The 15231-nt window shown below is 70.0% G+C and carries 13 protein-coding genes and 1 pseudogene; 1 reads left to right on the plus strand and 13 read right to left on the minus strand.

The window, feature by feature from the left end; genetic code table 11:
• Nucleotides 1-2 precede the first annotated feature (2 nt).
• The 13 genes from QM708_RS04660 to QM708_RS04720 all read right to left on the minus strand — a co-directional run bounded on the left by QM708_RS04660 (nt 3) and on the right by QM708_RS04720 (nt 13976).
• On the minus strand, nt 3-821 hold the full coding sequence (locus tag QM708_RS04660) for an NADH-quinone oxidoreductase subunit J (RefSeq protein WP_415104856.1): 819 nt from the start codon (nt 819-821) through the stop codon (nt 3-5).
• A complete protein-coding gene (nuoI, locus tag QM708_RS04665) occupies nt 818-1378 on the minus strand; it encodes an NADH-quinone oxidoreductase subunit NuoI (RefSeq protein WP_415104858.1) in 561 nt (186 codons plus the stop codon). Before nuoI ends, QM708_RS04660 begins: the two co-directional genes overlap by 4 nt.
• Nucleotides 1379-1381: 3 nt before the next feature.
• Nucleotides 1382-2722, minus strand: a complete 1341-nt coding sequence (nuoH, locus tag QM708_RS04670) for an NADH-quinone oxidoreductase subunit NuoH (protein WP_415104860.1) — start codon at nt 2720-2722, stop codon at nt 1382-1384.
• Nucleotides 2719-5106 carry an NADH-quinone oxidoreductase subunit G gene (locus QM708_RS04675; protein WP_415104862.1) on the minus strand — a complete coding sequence of 796 codons (2388 nt, stop codon included), beginning with the start codon at nt 5104-5106 and terminating at the stop codon, nt 2719-2721. The genes nuoH and QM708_RS04675 overlap by 4 nt, the downstream gene beginning before the upstream one ends.
• A complete protein-coding gene (gene nuoF, locus QM708_RS04680) occupies nt 5103-6422 on the minus strand; it encodes an NADH-quinone oxidoreductase subunit NuoF (protein WP_415104864.1) in 1320 nt (439 codons plus the stop codon). The genes QM708_RS04675 and nuoF overlap by 4 nt, the downstream gene beginning before the upstream one ends.
• Nucleotides 6419-7102, minus strand: coding sequence for an NADH-quinone oxidoreductase subunit NuoE (gene nuoE, locus QM708_RS04685; protein ID WP_415111277.1), 684 nt, complete (start codon nt 7100-7102; stop codon nt 6419-6421). Before nuoE ends, nuoF begins: the two co-directional genes overlap by 4 nt.
• 47 nt (nt 7103-7149) lie before the next feature.
• Entirely contained in the window at nt 7150-8511 is a 1362-nt protein-coding gene (locus tag QM708_RS04690; protein WP_415104866.1) for an NADH-quinone oxidoreductase subunit D, read from the minus strand.
• Nucleotides 8508-9194: an NADH-quinone oxidoreductase subunit C gene (locus QM708_RS04695; protein WP_415104868.1), complete on the minus strand. Its 687-nt coding sequence runs from the start codon at nt 9192-9194 to the stop codon at nt 8508-8510. Before QM708_RS04695 ends, QM708_RS04690 begins: the two co-directional genes overlap by 4 nt.
• Entirely contained in the window at nt 9191-9748 is a 558-nt protein-coding gene (locus QM708_RS04700) for an NADH-quinone oxidoreductase subunit B (protein ID WP_415104870.1), read from the minus strand. The genes QM708_RS04695 and QM708_RS04700 overlap by 4 nt, the downstream gene beginning before the upstream one ends.
• Before the next feature lie 23 nt (nt 9749-9771).
• Entirely contained in the window at nt 9772-10131 is a 360-nt protein-coding gene (locus tag QM708_RS04705; protein WP_415104872.1) for an NADH-quinone oxidoreductase subunit A, read from the minus strand.
• Between the two features lie 25 nt (nt 10132-10156).
• On the minus strand, nt 10157-11440 hold the full coding sequence (locus tag QM708_RS04710) for a geranylgeranyl reductase family protein (protein WP_415104874.1): 1284 nt from the start codon (nt 11438-11440) through the stop codon (nt 10157-10159).
• A 161-nt stretch (nt 11441-11601) separates the two neighbouring features.
• Nucleotides 11602-13293 (minus strand): DUF6297 family protein, encoded by a 1692-nt coding sequence (locus QM708_RS04715; RefSeq protein WP_415104876.1) that lies wholly within the window; start codon nt 13291-13293, stop codon nt 11602-11604.
• Complete coding sequence (locus QM708_RS04720; RefSeq protein WP_415104878.1) at nt 13293-13976, minus strand: ABC transporter ATP-binding protein; 684 nt, start codon at nt 13974-13976, stop codon at nt 13293-13295. The genes QM708_RS04715 and QM708_RS04720 overlap by 1 nt, the downstream gene beginning before the upstream one ends.
• On the opposite strand from QM708_RS04720, the pseudogene QM708_RS04725 reads away from it, so the two are divergent.
• A pseudogene (locus QM708_RS04725) lies at nt 13975-14725 on the plus strand (demethylmenaquinone methyltransferase); the annotation flags it as partial. The gene QM708_RS04720 and the pseudogene QM708_RS04725 overlap by 2 nt on opposite strands.
• Nucleotides 14726-15231 lie beyond the last annotated feature (506 nt).

Here is a 15231-nt window from a genome sequence, read left to right on the forward strand (position 1 = left end):
CATCACTGGTCCACCTCGTCCTCGTCACGGATCGCCTCGATGGCAGCGAACGTCTGGCCGGTGAGCTGCTTCAGCGGCAGCGGGTCGACCGCGGCGCCGCGCAGCACCAGGGTGCGGCTGAGCGACTTCTCCGAGACCGAGCCGTCCGGCAGCAGGGCCGGGGCGCCGATGGCGTTCGTGGTGGCGTAGACGCCCGAGTTGGGCAGCGGGCCGGGGTGCTCGCCGGCGTCCGCGTACGCCTTCATCCGGGCTTGGGCCTGCTCACGCTGGCCGAGCTTCTTGCTGACCCGCTGGTGATGCGACAGCAGCATGGCGCCGACCGCGGACACGATCAGCAGCGCCGAGGCCAGCTCGAACACGAACACGTAGCGGCCGAACATCAGGTTGGCCAAGCCCTGGACGTTGCCGCCGAACTGGGCGTTGGCCTCGGTGACCGTGGCCGGCGCGGCGTGGAGGGCACCGCCGATGCCGAAGAACAGCAGCGAGGCGACGCCGATGCCGATCAGCGCGGCGAGCGGGCGCTGCGCCTTGAGCGTCTCGACCGCCGAGTCCGGGGTGTCGATGCCGACCATCATCAGCACGAACAGGAACATCATCATCACCGCGCCGGTGTAGACGATGATCTGCGTCATCGCCAGGAACGGGGCGCCCAGCGAGGCGTACAGCACGGCCAGCGCGATCATGGCGACGGCCATCGACAGCGCGGCGTAGACGGCCCGGCGGCTCAGCACCAGGCCGAGCGCGCCGAGGACGGCCAGCGGCCCGGCGATCCAGAAGGTCACCTCCGCCCCGGTGACCAGGGGAAGCAGTGCGGTGTTCACTTGACGACCTCCTGAGTGCGCGCGGTGCCCGTGCGCGTATCCGGGACGCCGGTGGGTGGCAGGCCGAGGAAGTAGTCCTTCTCGTCGTCGCCCAGGCGTCGCGGGTGCGGAGGCTCCTCCATGCCCGGCAGCAGCGGGGCGAGGAGCCGGTCCTTGGTGTAGATCATCTTCTCGCGGCTCGTGTCGGCCAGCTTGAAGTCGTTGGTCATCGTCAGCGCGCGCGTCGGGCACGCCTCGATGCACAGGCCGCACAGGATGCAGCGCAGGTAGTTGATCTGGTAGACCGCACCGAACCGCTCCCCCGGGGAGTAGCGGGCGTCCTCGGTGTTGTCGGCGCCCTCGACGTAGATGGCGTCCGCCGGGCAGGCCCACGCGCACAGCTCACAGCCGACGCACTTCTCCAGGCCGTCGGGCCAGCGGTTCAGCTGGTGACGCCCATGGAAGCGCGGTGCGGTGACCTTCTCACGGCCCGGGAGCGGATACCCCTGGGTGAAGGTCTTGCGGAACATGGTGCGGAACGTGACGCCGAATCCGGCCCAAGCATCGAACAGACCCATGGCTCAGCCATCCTTCCTGTCGTCGGACGCCGCCGGCGCGGCCTGGTCGTCGTCCGCGCTGGAGCCGGGCACCACGTCGGCGAACTCGGGTAGCGTCTGGCCGGGTCTGGGCGGGACGGGATAGCCGCCGGCGAAGGCGTCGAACGGGCCCTCGATCCATTCGGGCTCGGGCTCGGCCTTCTCGCCGCCCAAGAAGGCGACCCCGAGCACCGCCATCGCGGCGACGCCGAGCACGATGAACAGCACCGGGCCCTGCAGCAGGCCGTGGTTGGTGAGGCCGCGCAGCAGCGAGACCGCCATCACCCAGGCCAGCGAGATCGGGATCAGCCACTTCCAGCCCAGGGTCATGAACTGGTCGTAGCGCAGACGCGGCAGGGTGCCACGCAGCCACACGAACAGCGAGATGAACAGCTGCACCTTGATCGCGAACCACAAGAAGCCCCAGTACCCGGTGTCGGGGATCAGGAAGCCGAGCGGCCAGATCGCCTTGTATCCGCCGAGGAACAGCGTGGTGGCGACGGCGGACACCGTGGCCATGTTGATGTACTCGGCGAGGAAGAAGATGGCGTACCGGAAGCCGGTGTACTCGGTGAGGTGGCCCGAGACCAGCTCGGACTCGCACTCGGGCAGGTCGAACGGGGCGCGGTTGGTCTCGCCGACCATCGAGATCACATAGATCACGAACGACGGAATGATCATCGTCCAGTACCACGACTGCAGGCCGAGGCCGCTGAGGCCGAACAGGGACAACGGCTGTCCCTGCGCCTCGACGATCCGCGAGGTCGACATCGAGCCGGCCATCAGGAACACCGCCACATAGGACAGGCCCATCGAGATCTCGTAGCTGATCATCTGCGCCGAGGAGCGCAGCGCGCCGAGCAGCGAGTACGGCGACTGCGAACTCCAGCCGGCGAGCACGAAGCCGTAGATGGCCACCGAGGCGACCGCGAGGATCAGCAGCGCGGACACGTCCATGTCGGCCACCTGCAGGCGCGTGGTCACGCCGAACATGTTCACCTCGCCGCCCAGCGGGATCACCGACCAGGCGGTGAACGCGCAAGCGCCGGCGATCAGCGGGGCGATGGTGAACAGCACCTTGTCGACCATGCCGGGGGCGAAGTCCTCTTTGAACAGCAGCTTCATGCCGTCGCCGAGGGCCTGGCCGAGGCCGCCGAGCTTGATCGGGTTCATGATCGGGCCGAGGCGGTGCTGCATCTTGGCGACCAGCCGGCGCTCGAACCACACGTTGAAGATCGTCCAGGTCAGCAGCAGGATCACCACGCCGACGACCTTGATCAGCACGATCCACCAGGGATCGTTCATGACGACTGAATCGGGAGTCATGCCGCACCTCCGGTGACAGTGACGGTTGCGCCGGGTGTGACGCGAAGCTCGCCGAGCCCGCGTCCGGAGACGTTGCTGGGAATCCAGACCACGCCGTCGACCATGGAGTCCTCGACCAGGAGGGTCAGCTCCGGGCCGGCGGCCACGGTGACGGTGTCGCCCTCGCTCACGCCGAGGGCATGCGCGGTGGCCGCGCTCATCCGGGCCACGGGCGGCTTGGCGGTGGCCAGCAGGAAGTCGGCCCCGTCGTTGCTCGCCGAGCCGTCGAGCAGCTGGCGCCAGGAGGCGAGGACAATGCCCTCGCCCAGGTCGAGCGCGGGCACCGGCACGCTCGGTGCCGCGGCGCGCGCGCCGTCCCAGGTGCCGATCTCGTCGATCTCGGCCTTGGCCTTGGCCGCGGTCCGGACGCCGAGGTCGGAGCCGAGCGCGTCGGCCAGCATGGCCAGCGCACGCAGGTCGCTCATCGAGGTGGGAGCCTGCTTGATCACCCGGTTGACCCGGCCCTCACGGTGCTCCCAGCTGAGGAAGGTGCCCGCCTGCTCCTCGAGCAGGTCGATCGGCAGCACCACATCGGCGCGCTCGGTGACCTCGGAGGACCGCTGCTCCAAGCTGAGCACGAAGCCCGCCTTCTCGAAGGCGTCCCGGGCCAGGGCGGCGTCGGCGAAGTCGGTCGGCTGCACACCAGCGACCACGAGGGCGTCCAGGTCGCCGAGGGCGGCGGCCTTGAGCATCGCGTCGGCGTCCAGGCCGATCTGGCTCGGCAGCCGGTCGACGCCCCAGGCGGCGGCCAGGTCGACGCGCGCGCCGGCGTCCGCCATCGGGCGACCGCCCGGCAGCAGGTTCGGCAGGCAGCCGGCCTCGATCGCGCCCCGGTCGCCCGCGCGGCGCGGCATCCACGCCAACGCGGCGCCGGTGCGCTCGGCCAGATCGAGCACCGCGGTGAGCGTGCCCGGCAGGGTGGCCGCGCGCTCGCCGACCAGAATGATCGTCTCGGCGTCGGCGGCCAGGGTGCCGACCACCTCGGCCTCGGTGCCCGGGACCGTCGGGATCAAGGTGGCCTTCAGCTTGTGCGCGCCGTTGGTCAGGTAGGGCGCCAGCGTGGCGACCTTCAGGCCCTTCTTGCGGACGGCCTTGCGCAGGCGCAGGAAGACCGCGCCCATCTCCTCCTCCGGCTCGAAGGCCACGCAGATGACCTGCTTGGCGTGTTCGAGGGCGGTGTAGGTGACGCCGTCGCCGACGCGCTTGCCGGCCACGGCGTGCGCGAGGAAGGCGGCCTCTTCGGCCGAGTGGGCCCGGGCGCGGAAGTCGACGTTGTTGGTGCCGAGCACGGCCCGGGCGAACTTGGCGTAGCCGTAGGCGTTCTCGACGGTCAGGCGTCCGCCGGTGAGGACGCCGACCCGGCTGCCCGCCGCCGACAGGCCCGCCACGGCGGCGTCGATGGCCTCGGGCCAGGACGCCGGGCGCATCACGTCGCCGTCACGCACCAGCGGCGTCCGCAGCCGGTCGCCGACGCGGCCGGAGTAGAAGGCGAACCGGCCCCGGTCGCAGTTCCACTCCTCGTTGACCTCGGGGGCGTTGCCGGCCAGGCGGCGCTTGACCTGGAAGTGCCGGTGATCGGCGCGCAGCTGGCAGCCGCCCGCGCAGTGCTCGCAGGTGACCGGCGTCGACACCAGGTCGAACGGGCGGGCCTGGAACCGGTAGTCGGCCGAGGTGAGCGCACCCACCGGGCAGATCTGCACCACATTGCCGGAGAAGTAGCTGTCGTAGGGGTCGTCGGCATACATGCCGACCTGCTGCAACGCGCCGCGCTCGACGAGCGCGATGAACGGGTCGCCCGAGATCTGCTCGGAGAACCGGGTGCAGCGCGCGCACAGCACGCAACGCTCGCGGTCGAGCAGGATCTGCGCCGAGATCGGCACCGGCTTGGGGAAGGTCCGCTTCACGCCGTCGTAGCGCGACTCGGCGTGACCATGGCTGAGCGCCTGGTTCTGCAGCGGGCATTCGCCGCCCTTGTCGCAGATCGGGCAGTCCAGCGGATGGTTGATCAGCAGCAGCTCCAGCATGCCCTCTTGGGCCTTCTTGGCCCGCGCCGAGGACAGCTGGGTCTGGATCTGCATATTGGGCGCGACCTCGAGGGTGCAGGACGCCTGCGGCTTCGGCATGCCGCGGCCATTGCCCATATCGGGCACCTCCACCATGCACTGGCGGCAGGCACCGGCCGGGTCGAGCAGCGGGTGGTCGCAGAAGCGCGGGATCTCGATGCCGATCATCTCGGCGGCGCGGATCGCGAGGGTGCCCTTGGGCACCTGCACCTCCGTGCCGTCGATGAAGACCGAGATCAGATCCGACTTCTCGACGGCGCCGGGCTTGGCTTGAACGCTCATGCGTGGCCTCCAGCGGTCTTGACGGGGAACAGGGCACTGCGCTCGTAGGGGAACAGCTCCCAGGCCGGGGTGTGGTAGCCGGCCTCGAACTCGGAGCGGAACTGCTTCACCGCGGAGGTGACGCACGCCACCGCGCCGTCGGCGAGCGCGCAGAACGACTTGCCGCCGATGTTGTCGGCGACATCGAGCAGCTTCTCGATGTCGCCCTCGGCGGCCTGGCCGGCCTCGAACTTCTTCAACATCTGCACCAGCCACCAGTTGCCTTCGCGGCAGGGGGTGCACTTGCCGCAGGACTCGTGCTTGTAGAACTCGATCCAGCGCAGCGTGGTGCGCACCACCGAGGTGGTCTCGTCGAAGATCTGCAGCGCCCGGGTGCCGAGCAGCGAGCCGGCCGCGGCGACCGAGTCGAAGTCCAGCGGCATGTCGAGGGCGTCGCCGGTGAGGATCTGGGTCGACGACCCGCCCGGGGTGAAGAACTTCAGCTCGTGCCCATTGCGGATGCCGCCGGCCAGCTCGATCAGCTGGCGCAGCGTGATCCCCATCGGGGCCTCGTACTGGCCGGGCTGGGCGACGTGGCCCGACAACGAGAAGATGCCGTGCCCCTTGCTCTTCTCGGTGCCCATCAGCCCGAACCAGGCCGCACCGTTGCCGATGATGCCGGGCACCGAGGAGATCGATTCGACGTTGTTGATCACGGTCGGGCAGGCGTACAGGCCCGCGACGGCGGGGAACGGCGGCCGCAGCCGGGGCTGGCCGCGGCGTCCCTCGAGCGAGTCGAGCAGCGCGGTCTCCTCGCCGCAGATGTACGCGCCGGCGCCGGCGTGCACGATGATGTCGAGGTCGTAACCGGTGCCGAGGATGTTCTTGCCGAGGTAACCGGCCGAGTACGCCTCGCGCACCGCCTGCTGCAGGCGGCGGATCACGTGCAGCACCTCGCCGCGCACGTAGATGAACGCATGGTGGGCGCGGATCGCGTAGGAGGAGATGATGACGCCCTCGACCAGGGTGTGCGGGCTGGCCATCATCAGCGGGATGTCCTTGCAGGTACCCGGCTCGGACTCGTCGGCGTTCACCACCAGGTACTTCGGGTTCGGGTTGTCCTGCGGCACGAAGCTCCACTTCATGCCGGTCGGGAAGCCCGCGCCGCCACGGCCGCGCAGGCCGGCGTCCTTGACCTCGCCGATGACCTGGTCGGGGGTCATCTGCAGCGCCTTGCGCAAGGGCCGGTAACCGCCGCGGCGCTCATAGTTGGCGATCTTCCAGGCGCGCTCGTCGGCCCAGTTGGCCGAGAGCACCGGGGTGAGCGTGTCGGTCACTGCTCCTCCTCCTTCACCGGGGCGGGCGCATCCGGGGCGCGCCAGCCGCGCTCGGTCGCGATGGTGAGACCGGCGAGCGAGGCACCCGCCGCGGTCGGGCCCTCATCGGCACGCCCGTCGGGGAAGCCGGCCAGCACGCGCTCGGCCTCTTTCCAGCTGGTGATGGTGGCCCCGCGGGTGGCCTGCACCTCGCGGCCGCAGCGCAGGTCGTCCAGCAGCTGATCGGCCTTGCCGGGGTCCATATTGTCCATGAACTCCCAGTTGACCATCATCACCGGCGCGAAGTCGCAGGCCGCGTTGCATTCGACGGCCTCCAAGCTGAACTTGCCGTCGGCGGTCGTCTCGCCTGGCTGGACGCCCAGCTGGTCGCTGACATGGTCCATCAGGGCGTCGCCGCCCATCACCGCGCACAGCGCCGTCGTGCAGACGCCGATGTGGTGCTCGCCGGCCGGACGCCGCTTGTACATCGTGTAGAAGGTGGCCACGCCGGACACCTGGGCCGCGGTGATGCCGAGCACCTCGGCGCACGCCTCGATGCCGCGGGGCGAGACCCGGCCGTCCACCGACTGCACCAGGTGCAGCATCGGCAGCAGCGCCGAGCGGGCCTGCGGGTAGCGCGAGGCCAGCTCGCGCATCTCCTCCAGGGTCGCCTCGGTGATGTTGGTCGAGGTATCGGTCATGTCGACCGTCCCCGAGGAGGGGAAGAAGCTCTGGAACTCGTGACCGCTCACCGGTCCACACCTCCCATGACGGGGTCGATCGAGCCGACCGCGACGACGACGTCCGAGATCATGCCGCCCTCGCACTGGAGCGGGACGGTCTGCAGGTGGTGGAACCCGGGGTCCCGCATGTGCGCGCGGTAGGGCCGGGTGCCGCCGTCGGACACGACATGGCAGCCGATCTCGCCCTTGGGCGACTCGATCGGCACGTACGCCTGGCCGGCCGGCACCTTGAATCCTTCGGTGACCAGCTTGAAGTGGTGAATCAGCGCCTCCATGGACTCACCCATGATGTGCTTGATGTGCTCGTGGCTGTTGCCCTGGCCGTCGGGGCCGACGGCGAGCTGGGCGGGCCAGCCCACCTTGGCGTCGGTGACCATGACCGGCTGCCCGGCCGAGGCCTCCAGGCGGTCGGCACACTGCTTGACGATCTTCAGCGACTCCCACATCTCGTCGAGGCGGACGCGGAAGCGCGCGTAGGAGTCCGAGCTGGCCCAACCGTCGGTCGGCTTCCAGTAGTGGGTGTCGAAGTCGTAGGTCTCATACCCGCAGTAGGGCTGCTTCTTGCGCAGATCCCAGTCATAACCGGTCGAGCGCAGCATCGGGCCGGTGACGCCGAGCGCCATGCAGGCGCTCAGGTCCATGTGGCCGATGCCCATCATCCGGCCCTTGAAGATCGGGTTCTCGTTGCAGAACGCCGCGTACTCGGGCAGGTGATCCTCCAGCCACTTGATCACCTCGCGCAGCTGAGCCAGGCCGTTCTCGGGCAGGTCGTTGGCGACACCGCCGGGACGGATGTAGGCGTGGTTCATCCGCAGGCCGGTGAGCGCCTCGAAGAAGTCGAGGATCATCTCGCGCTCGCGGAAGCCGATCGTCATCACGGTGAGGGCGCCGATCTCCATGCCACCGGTGCCGATGGCGACCAGATGGGAGGCGATCCGGCACAGCTCCATCACCAGCACCCGGATCTCGTTGGCGCGCTGCGGGATCTGGTCCTCAATGCCGAGCAGGCGCTCCACCGACAGGCAGTAGGCGGCCTCGTTGAACAGCGGCGCGACGTAGTCCATCCGGGTCACGAACGTGGTGCCCTGGGTCCAGGTCCGGTATTCCATGTTCTTCTCGATGCCGGTGTGCAGGAAGCCGATGGCCGGGCGGATGCTGATCACGGTCTCGCCGTCGCACTCCAGGATGAGCCGCAGGACGCCGTGCGTGGACGGGTGCTGCGGGCCCATGTTGATCACCAGGGTCTCGTCGCCGCGCTCGGCGTGCTCCTGGGCGATGTCGGCCCAGTCGCCGCCCATCGCGGTGTACACCGGCCCGGTGGTTTCCTCGCCGGGGCCTGCGTAGAAGTCGGTGTTCGATGCACTCATCGGTAGTTCCTCCGCTGGTCCGGGGGCGGGACGACCGCACCCTTGTACTCGACCGGGATGCCGCCGAGCGGGTAATCCTTACGCTGCGGGTGGCCGACCCAGTCATCGGGCATCAGGATGCGGGTGAGCGCGGGATGATCGTCGTAGATGATCCCGAACATGTCCCAGGCTTCGCGCTCGTGCCAGTCGGCGGCCGGGTAGGTGGCGCACACGCTGGGGATGTGCGGGTCGGCGTCCGGGCAGGTCACCTCCAGCCGCAGCCGGCGGTTATGGGTGAACGATTGCAGGTGGTACACCGAGTGCAGTTCGGCGCCGGTGTCGCTGGGGTAGTGGACGCCCGACACGCTCAGGCAGCCCTCGTAGCGCAGGTGCGCGTCGTCACGCAACGCGGCGACGACCTCGAGCAGCTTGGCGCGCGGCACGAACACGGTCAGCTCGCCGCGGTCGAACAGGACGTGATGGAAGGGCTCCTCGACGAGCTCTTCCAGCCGGCCCAGCACGCGCTCGTGCTCATCATCCAGCGGGCGCTCGGTGTAACGCTGGGGCAGGTACGGGCGGACGATGCCGCCGTAGCCGGACACGTCGGGCGATCCGTCGGCCCACATGCCGGTGCGGGTGGCGAGCACCGGGGCCGGCTCGGCGTCCTCGCGTCCGACGCCGGCGGGAAGCTTCTCGTCGCTCATCGCATGAGCCCCTTCTGTTCCAGGGTGGGCGTGGCGATCAGGGCCAGCTCTTCGAGATCGGCCAGCACCTTGGCCTGGTGCTTGCCCATCGGGTGCTTGATCACCAGCTCGCGCAGCTTGAACATGCCGTCAATGAGCATGTCGGGCCGCGGCGGGCAGCCGGGAACGTAGATGTCGACCGGCACGATGTGATCGCCGCCCTGCACGATCGCGTAGTTGTTGAACATGCCGCCCGAGCTGGCGCACACGCCCATCGCCATCACCCACTTCGGGTTCGGCATCTGGTCGTAGACCTGGCGCATCACCGGCGCCATCTTCTGGCTGACCCGGCCGGAGATGATCATCAGGTCGGCCTGGCGCGGCGAGGCGCGGAACACCTCCTGGCCCCAGCGGCCGGCGTCGAAACGCGGGCCGCCGTAGGTCATCATCTCGATGGCGCAGCAGGCCAGGCCGAAGGTGGCCGGCCAGAACGAGGTGCGGCGCATCCAGCCGGCGACGGCCTCGACGGTGGTGGTGAGGATTCCCTCTTCGGGAAGGGCGTCTTCGATACCCATGAGTCGATTCCTTTCCTACCCGCTCAGTCCCACTCCATGCCGCCGCGCTTGTACTCGTAGTAGTACGCGATGCACAGCAGCAGGAGGAACACGATCATGGCGACGATGACGAACATGCTCAGTTGGTTGAACGCGACCACCCAGGGGTAGAGGAAGGCGATCTCGATGTCGAAGACGAGGAACATCATCGCGGTGATGTAGTACTTCACCGGGAAGCGGCCGCCGCCGGCGGCCTTCGGCGTGGGGTCGATGCCGCACTCGTAGGGCATGTACTTGGCGCGGTCGTAGCGCTTGGGACCGATGACCAGGGAGGCGATGACCATCACCCCCAGCAGAGCGGCCGCGAAGAACAGCACCCCGAGGATAGGAATGTAGGGGCTCATCACACCCTTCCCTTCTGGTGGAGCGTCATGCCGACGGCACCACCTTCGTCAACGCGGTGATCGTTTTGTCCATCCAATCACCATCGTTGGTGTCGTACAGGTGAGCCAACAGCTTCATGACGAATTTCATCAACGTGGGCCTGGGCAGGCCGTAGCGGGTGCACAGGTACATCACCTCGGGGCGCTCGATCAGCGCCACGAAGATCTGGCCGAGACGGAAGTAGCCGCCCCACTCGTGCTCGAGCCGGGAGACGTAGCCCTGCAGCGCCTTCTCCGCCGATCGGGTGCCGAGGCCGCGCGCGTGGGCGTCCGCAATCGCGTCGGCGGCGAAGTCGGCCGCCTCCATCGCGTACGGGATGCCCTCGCCGTTGAACGGGCTGACCATGCCGCCGGCATCCCCGACCAGCACCAGGCCGCGGCCGTAGGCGGGCTTGCGGTTGAAGCTCATCGGCAGCGCGGCGGAGGAGATCTGGCCGATCATCGTGTCGCGGTTGAACTCCCACTCCGGCGGGGTGTTGTCGAGCCACTTCCACATCAGTTCGCGGAACTTCAGCTTCTGGCTGGACGCCGTGGAGCCGACCGTTCCGAGACCGACGTTGACGGTGCCGTCGCCCATCGGGAACACCCAGCCGTAGCCGGGCAGCAGGTTCGACTTGCCGGGGACGCCGTCCCACAGCTGCAGGTGGCTCTCGATCAGCGGATCGCCGGTGCGCGGGCTGCGGAAGTAGGCGCGCGCGGCGACGCCCATCGGGCGCAGCCGGTTCTTCTCCAGCCCCATCGCGAGCGCGAGCCGGCTGGAGTTGCCGTCGGCCGCGACCGTGATCGGGGCGCGGAACTCGGCGCCGTTCTTGGCACGGACGCCGACGATGCGGTCGCTGGCCTCATCAAGAATGGGTTCGGCGACGTTGGTGTTCTGGTAGAGCGTGGCGCCGGAGGCGACCGCGAGGTCGGCGAGCATCGCGTCGAATTCCGACCGCGGCCGGGTCAGGCCGTAGCTCGGGAACTGCTCCAGCTCGGGCCAGGCGAACTCGAAGGGCGTCGGATGCCCGGCGTAGGTACGCAGGCCGCGGTTGTGCACCCATCCTGCCTCTTCGGACACGTCGACGCCGAGGCGGATCAGCTGCTTGGTGGCGCGCGGGGTGAGGCCGTCGCCGCAGACCTTCTCACGCGGGAAGGTGGATTTCTCCAGCAGGCTGACACTCAGCCCGCGATCGGCCAGCCATTTGGCCGTGGTCGCCCCACCGGGGCCGGCGCCGACCACGATCACGTCGGATTCGACCACCGTGCGCACCTCGCGCTCCTCGGCCATCGAACCCCACCTCCTGAGCCCCACCCTGGGTCTCACTCCGCGCAAGTTTAGGGACTCCTCACGGGGTTGGCCATTCGGCCCCACCCGCGCGTCCGCCCAAGCCAGAGCGGAATTTACGTCATGTAGTAGTTCGCTAAATCAGGGTTGGTGCGGGTGGCGCGTCAACGCCGGGCCGCCTTCACCTCGTCCAGTTGACGGCGGCTCTGTTTCGCCTCTTCGGAGAGGTCCTCCCAGTTGATCCCGGCGCGCATGAACAGCAGCACCGCGGCGCCAATGCCCAACGACCAGATCGGCGCAACGCCGAGCAGCAGCGGCGCGGTGATCAGCGCAGCCACGTCGAAGCCGCGGATCAGGTTGAAGATCAGGGTCGGCGGCAGCGCACCCCCGGCGGTGGCCATCATCGGGACCCCGAAGTCGACCGGCTTGGCGTTCTGCCAGCGGACGGCCGCCGCCAACCCGGCCAGTGCGCAGGACAGCGCCATCGCCGCGGCCACGCCCAGGTCGCGCGGGGTGGCGGCGACCACCCCCGCGAAGGCCGGCAAGGTGGCGCCGGCCCAGATCACCGCGAGCGCAGCGGGCACCGCGGTGCAGGCCACCCGCAGGTCACCGGTGGACAGCGGGAAGGCGCGGGCCAGCCCGCGGGTGCGCGACAGCACCCGCAGCGTGCCCAGCATCGGGATGAGCGCGACCATCAGCGCGACCGCCGCCAGGAACGGGGTCATCGCCGCGAGGCCGATGGCGTCGCACGCGTACGGGGCCAGCGCCGCGCCGGCCAGGCCGAGCAGCGGGCGCGGAAAGCGCAGCAGCCGCTGCGCCTCGCGCCAGATCAGCGCGCGCGAACCGGTGCCCCGGCCCCGCACCGGCCGCACGTGGCCGCGGGCGATCGCCTCGCGGTCGACCAGGATGTCGCGGGCCAGGCCCAGGTCGAGGGCGAACATCGCACCCTGCAACCCCGACACCAGCGAGCCGCCACTGGTCAGGCGGGACCGGTTGAACTCCTCCAGCCGCCGGTACGCCGCGGCCAGACACACCACCGTGCCGATGCCCCCAGCCGCCGCGAGCGCCCACGGCACCAGGCGCAACCATGACGGCGGGTCGACATGGGTCAGCGCGGCAGCGACGGCCACCATCAGCAGCAGGGTTGCCGCGGCCGCGATCGCGAACCCCGCCTGGGCGATCCGCAGCAGCCGGACGCGGTCGCGCGACTGCTCCCAGGCGGCCCAGCCGACCAGCGCGGACGCGGTCACCCCGGACGCCGCGCTCCAGGCAGCGATCACGTCCACCGGCTCGCCGGCAACCCCGGTGACCACGGCGGTCAGGGCGGCCGCCACCACGGCGGCGCCGGCCACGGCGGCCCACAGGCGTCCGCGCAGCACCGGGCGGCGCGCGATCGGCGCGTCCAGCAGGAAGAATCCCTCCGCGGCCGAGGCGAGCACCGGCCCGAACAGGCGGGCCGCCGACAGCACCAGCGCGCCGAGGGCGAAGTACAGCCCCCACGGCACCAGCATCCGGCCGTTGAGGCAGGCCGCCGTCTCGCAGGCCGCCGAGGCGTGCTGCGATCCGATGATCACGTTGACCACCATTGCGCCGATCATCACCACGCTGAACAGTGCGATGTAGGCGTCGCTGAGCACATCGCCGAGGGTGCGGGTGGCCCGGCCGTGACGCCACTGCTTCACCAGGGCGTGCAGCGCGCCCTCGTTCACCACCTCGGCTTCGGCGTCCGGAAGCCAGGCGAAGCCCCACTCGCGGCCGCCGAACTCGGCGTACGGGTCGGCGGGCACCTCGACGGGCAGCTCCGGTTCGGGCTGCGGGGCGGCGTCCGGTTTGCGCTTGCGGCGGGCGCGGGCCATTAGGCCTCTCCCCCGGTCTCGGTGGCCGCCTGTGCCGGGTCGGGCGCCAGATCGCCGACGCGGACGATCCGGGTCGCGACCTGCTTGACCAGGTAGGGCTCGTGCGAGGCGAACACGATCGCCAGCCCGCGGGCGCGCTCGGCGCGCAGCCGGGCGGCCAGCCAGGCCACCCCTTCGACGTCGAGGCGCTGCTCGGGCTCGTCCAGCACCAGCAGCCGGCGCGGGCGCACGAAGGCGGTCGCCAGCGCGAGCCGGCGGCGCTGGCCCGAGCTGAGCGTGCCGGGCAGCTGGCCCGACTGCGGCACCAACTGCACCTCTTCGAGCACCTCGTCGACGGCCGGCTCCGGGTCGGGGACGCCGTGGGCGCGGGCCAGCAGGTCAAGGTGCTCGACCACCGACAGGTCGGGGAAGAAGTCCAGGTCGTCGATCACCGACGCCATGCCGCGGCGCACGTCGACGTCGGTCTCACTCATCCGGCGTCCCTCGAAGGTCACCGTGCCCTCATCGGGCCGCACGGCGCCGACCAGCATCCGCAGGATCGTCGACTTGCCCGCGCCATTGCGCCCGGTGAGGGCCACCGCCTCCCCCGGTCTGACCTCGAGAGAGAAGTGATCCACGATGCGGACAGGACCGAAGGACTTGGCCAGGTCGGTAGCCGAAAGGACGGGTGCGCGGGACGCCATGCCCCCAGTCTGGCAGGATCGTCAGGTGCAGAAGTTCGATGCCCGCGCGACGCTGGCCAAACGACGCGCCGACGTGGCCGCCATGTTCGACGGTGTCGCCGGCCGCTACGACCTGATGAACGACCTGATGACGGGCGGTTTGCAGCGCCTGTGGCGCATCGAGACGGTGCGGGCGATCGACCCGCGCCCCGGGCAGCGGATCCTCGACCTGGCCGCCGGGACCGGTTCCTCCTCGCGTCCGCTCGCCGACGCGGGCGCGCTCGTGGTGCCGGCCGACCTGTCGTTCCAGATGCTCGCCGAGGGCCGCAAGCGCCAGCCCGACCTGGGCTTCGTGAACGCGGACGCGCTGCAGCTCCCCTTCGCCGATGCCACCTTCGACGCGGTCACGATCAGCTACGGGCTACGCAATGTCGAAGACACCGCGGCGGCGCTCGCCGAGATGCGCCGGGTGACCGCGCCGGGCGGCGTCCTGGTGATCGCCGAGTTCTCCGCGCCCACCTGGCGGCCCTTCCGGACCGTCTACCAGGAGTGGATCATGGCCGCCCTGCCCGGGCTGGCCCGCCCCTTCTCGTCCAACCCGCGCGCCTACAACTACCTGGCCGAGTCGATCCTGGCCTGGCCCGACCAGCCCACGCTGGCACGGCTCATCGCTGAGGCCGGCTGGCGCGACGTCGAGTGGAAGAACCTGTCCGGCGGCATCGTCGCGCTGCACCGGGCGGTGGCCTGAGCCGTCTGAGCCTGAGATGAGCTTCGTCCTGGACGCCTACGCGGCGCGCTCGTGTCCCCTCAAGACGGTCAACGCGTTCTCACCGCACGTCGATCCGCCGCTCACCGAGCGCGCCGATCCGCCGTTCTTCCGGGACGCCGACGCCATCGAGGCGTCCGTCTTCGGCGCGATCCTCGCCGGCCGCGGCACCATCGTCGACCTGCGCCCGCAGCGCGCCGTGGGCGGCACCGAGTGGGCGCAGGCCAGCCTGGAGGCGATGGCCTCCGGCGCCGACACGATCATCGCCCCGGTGCTGCCCCGCGACGACGCCCATCACCGGGCTGGGCGTCCGTCACTGCTCGTGCGTGCCCGCGACGGTGACGGCTACCACCCGGTGCAGCTGAAGTTCCATCGCGTGATGGAGAGTTGCCCGCCGGACGCCGAACCGCTGCTGGTCTCCCGCCTGCACGCGCCGCGCTCGCCCCGGCATGCCTCCGGACGCCAGTTCCGCTGGGCGACCCGGCTGAACGCCGCCCTGCAGGTGGCGCA

This window comes from Propioniciclava sp. (assembly GCF_047602245.1).
GTDB lineage: Bacteria > Actinomycetota > Actinomycetes > Propionibacteriales > Propionibacteriaceae > Propioniciclava.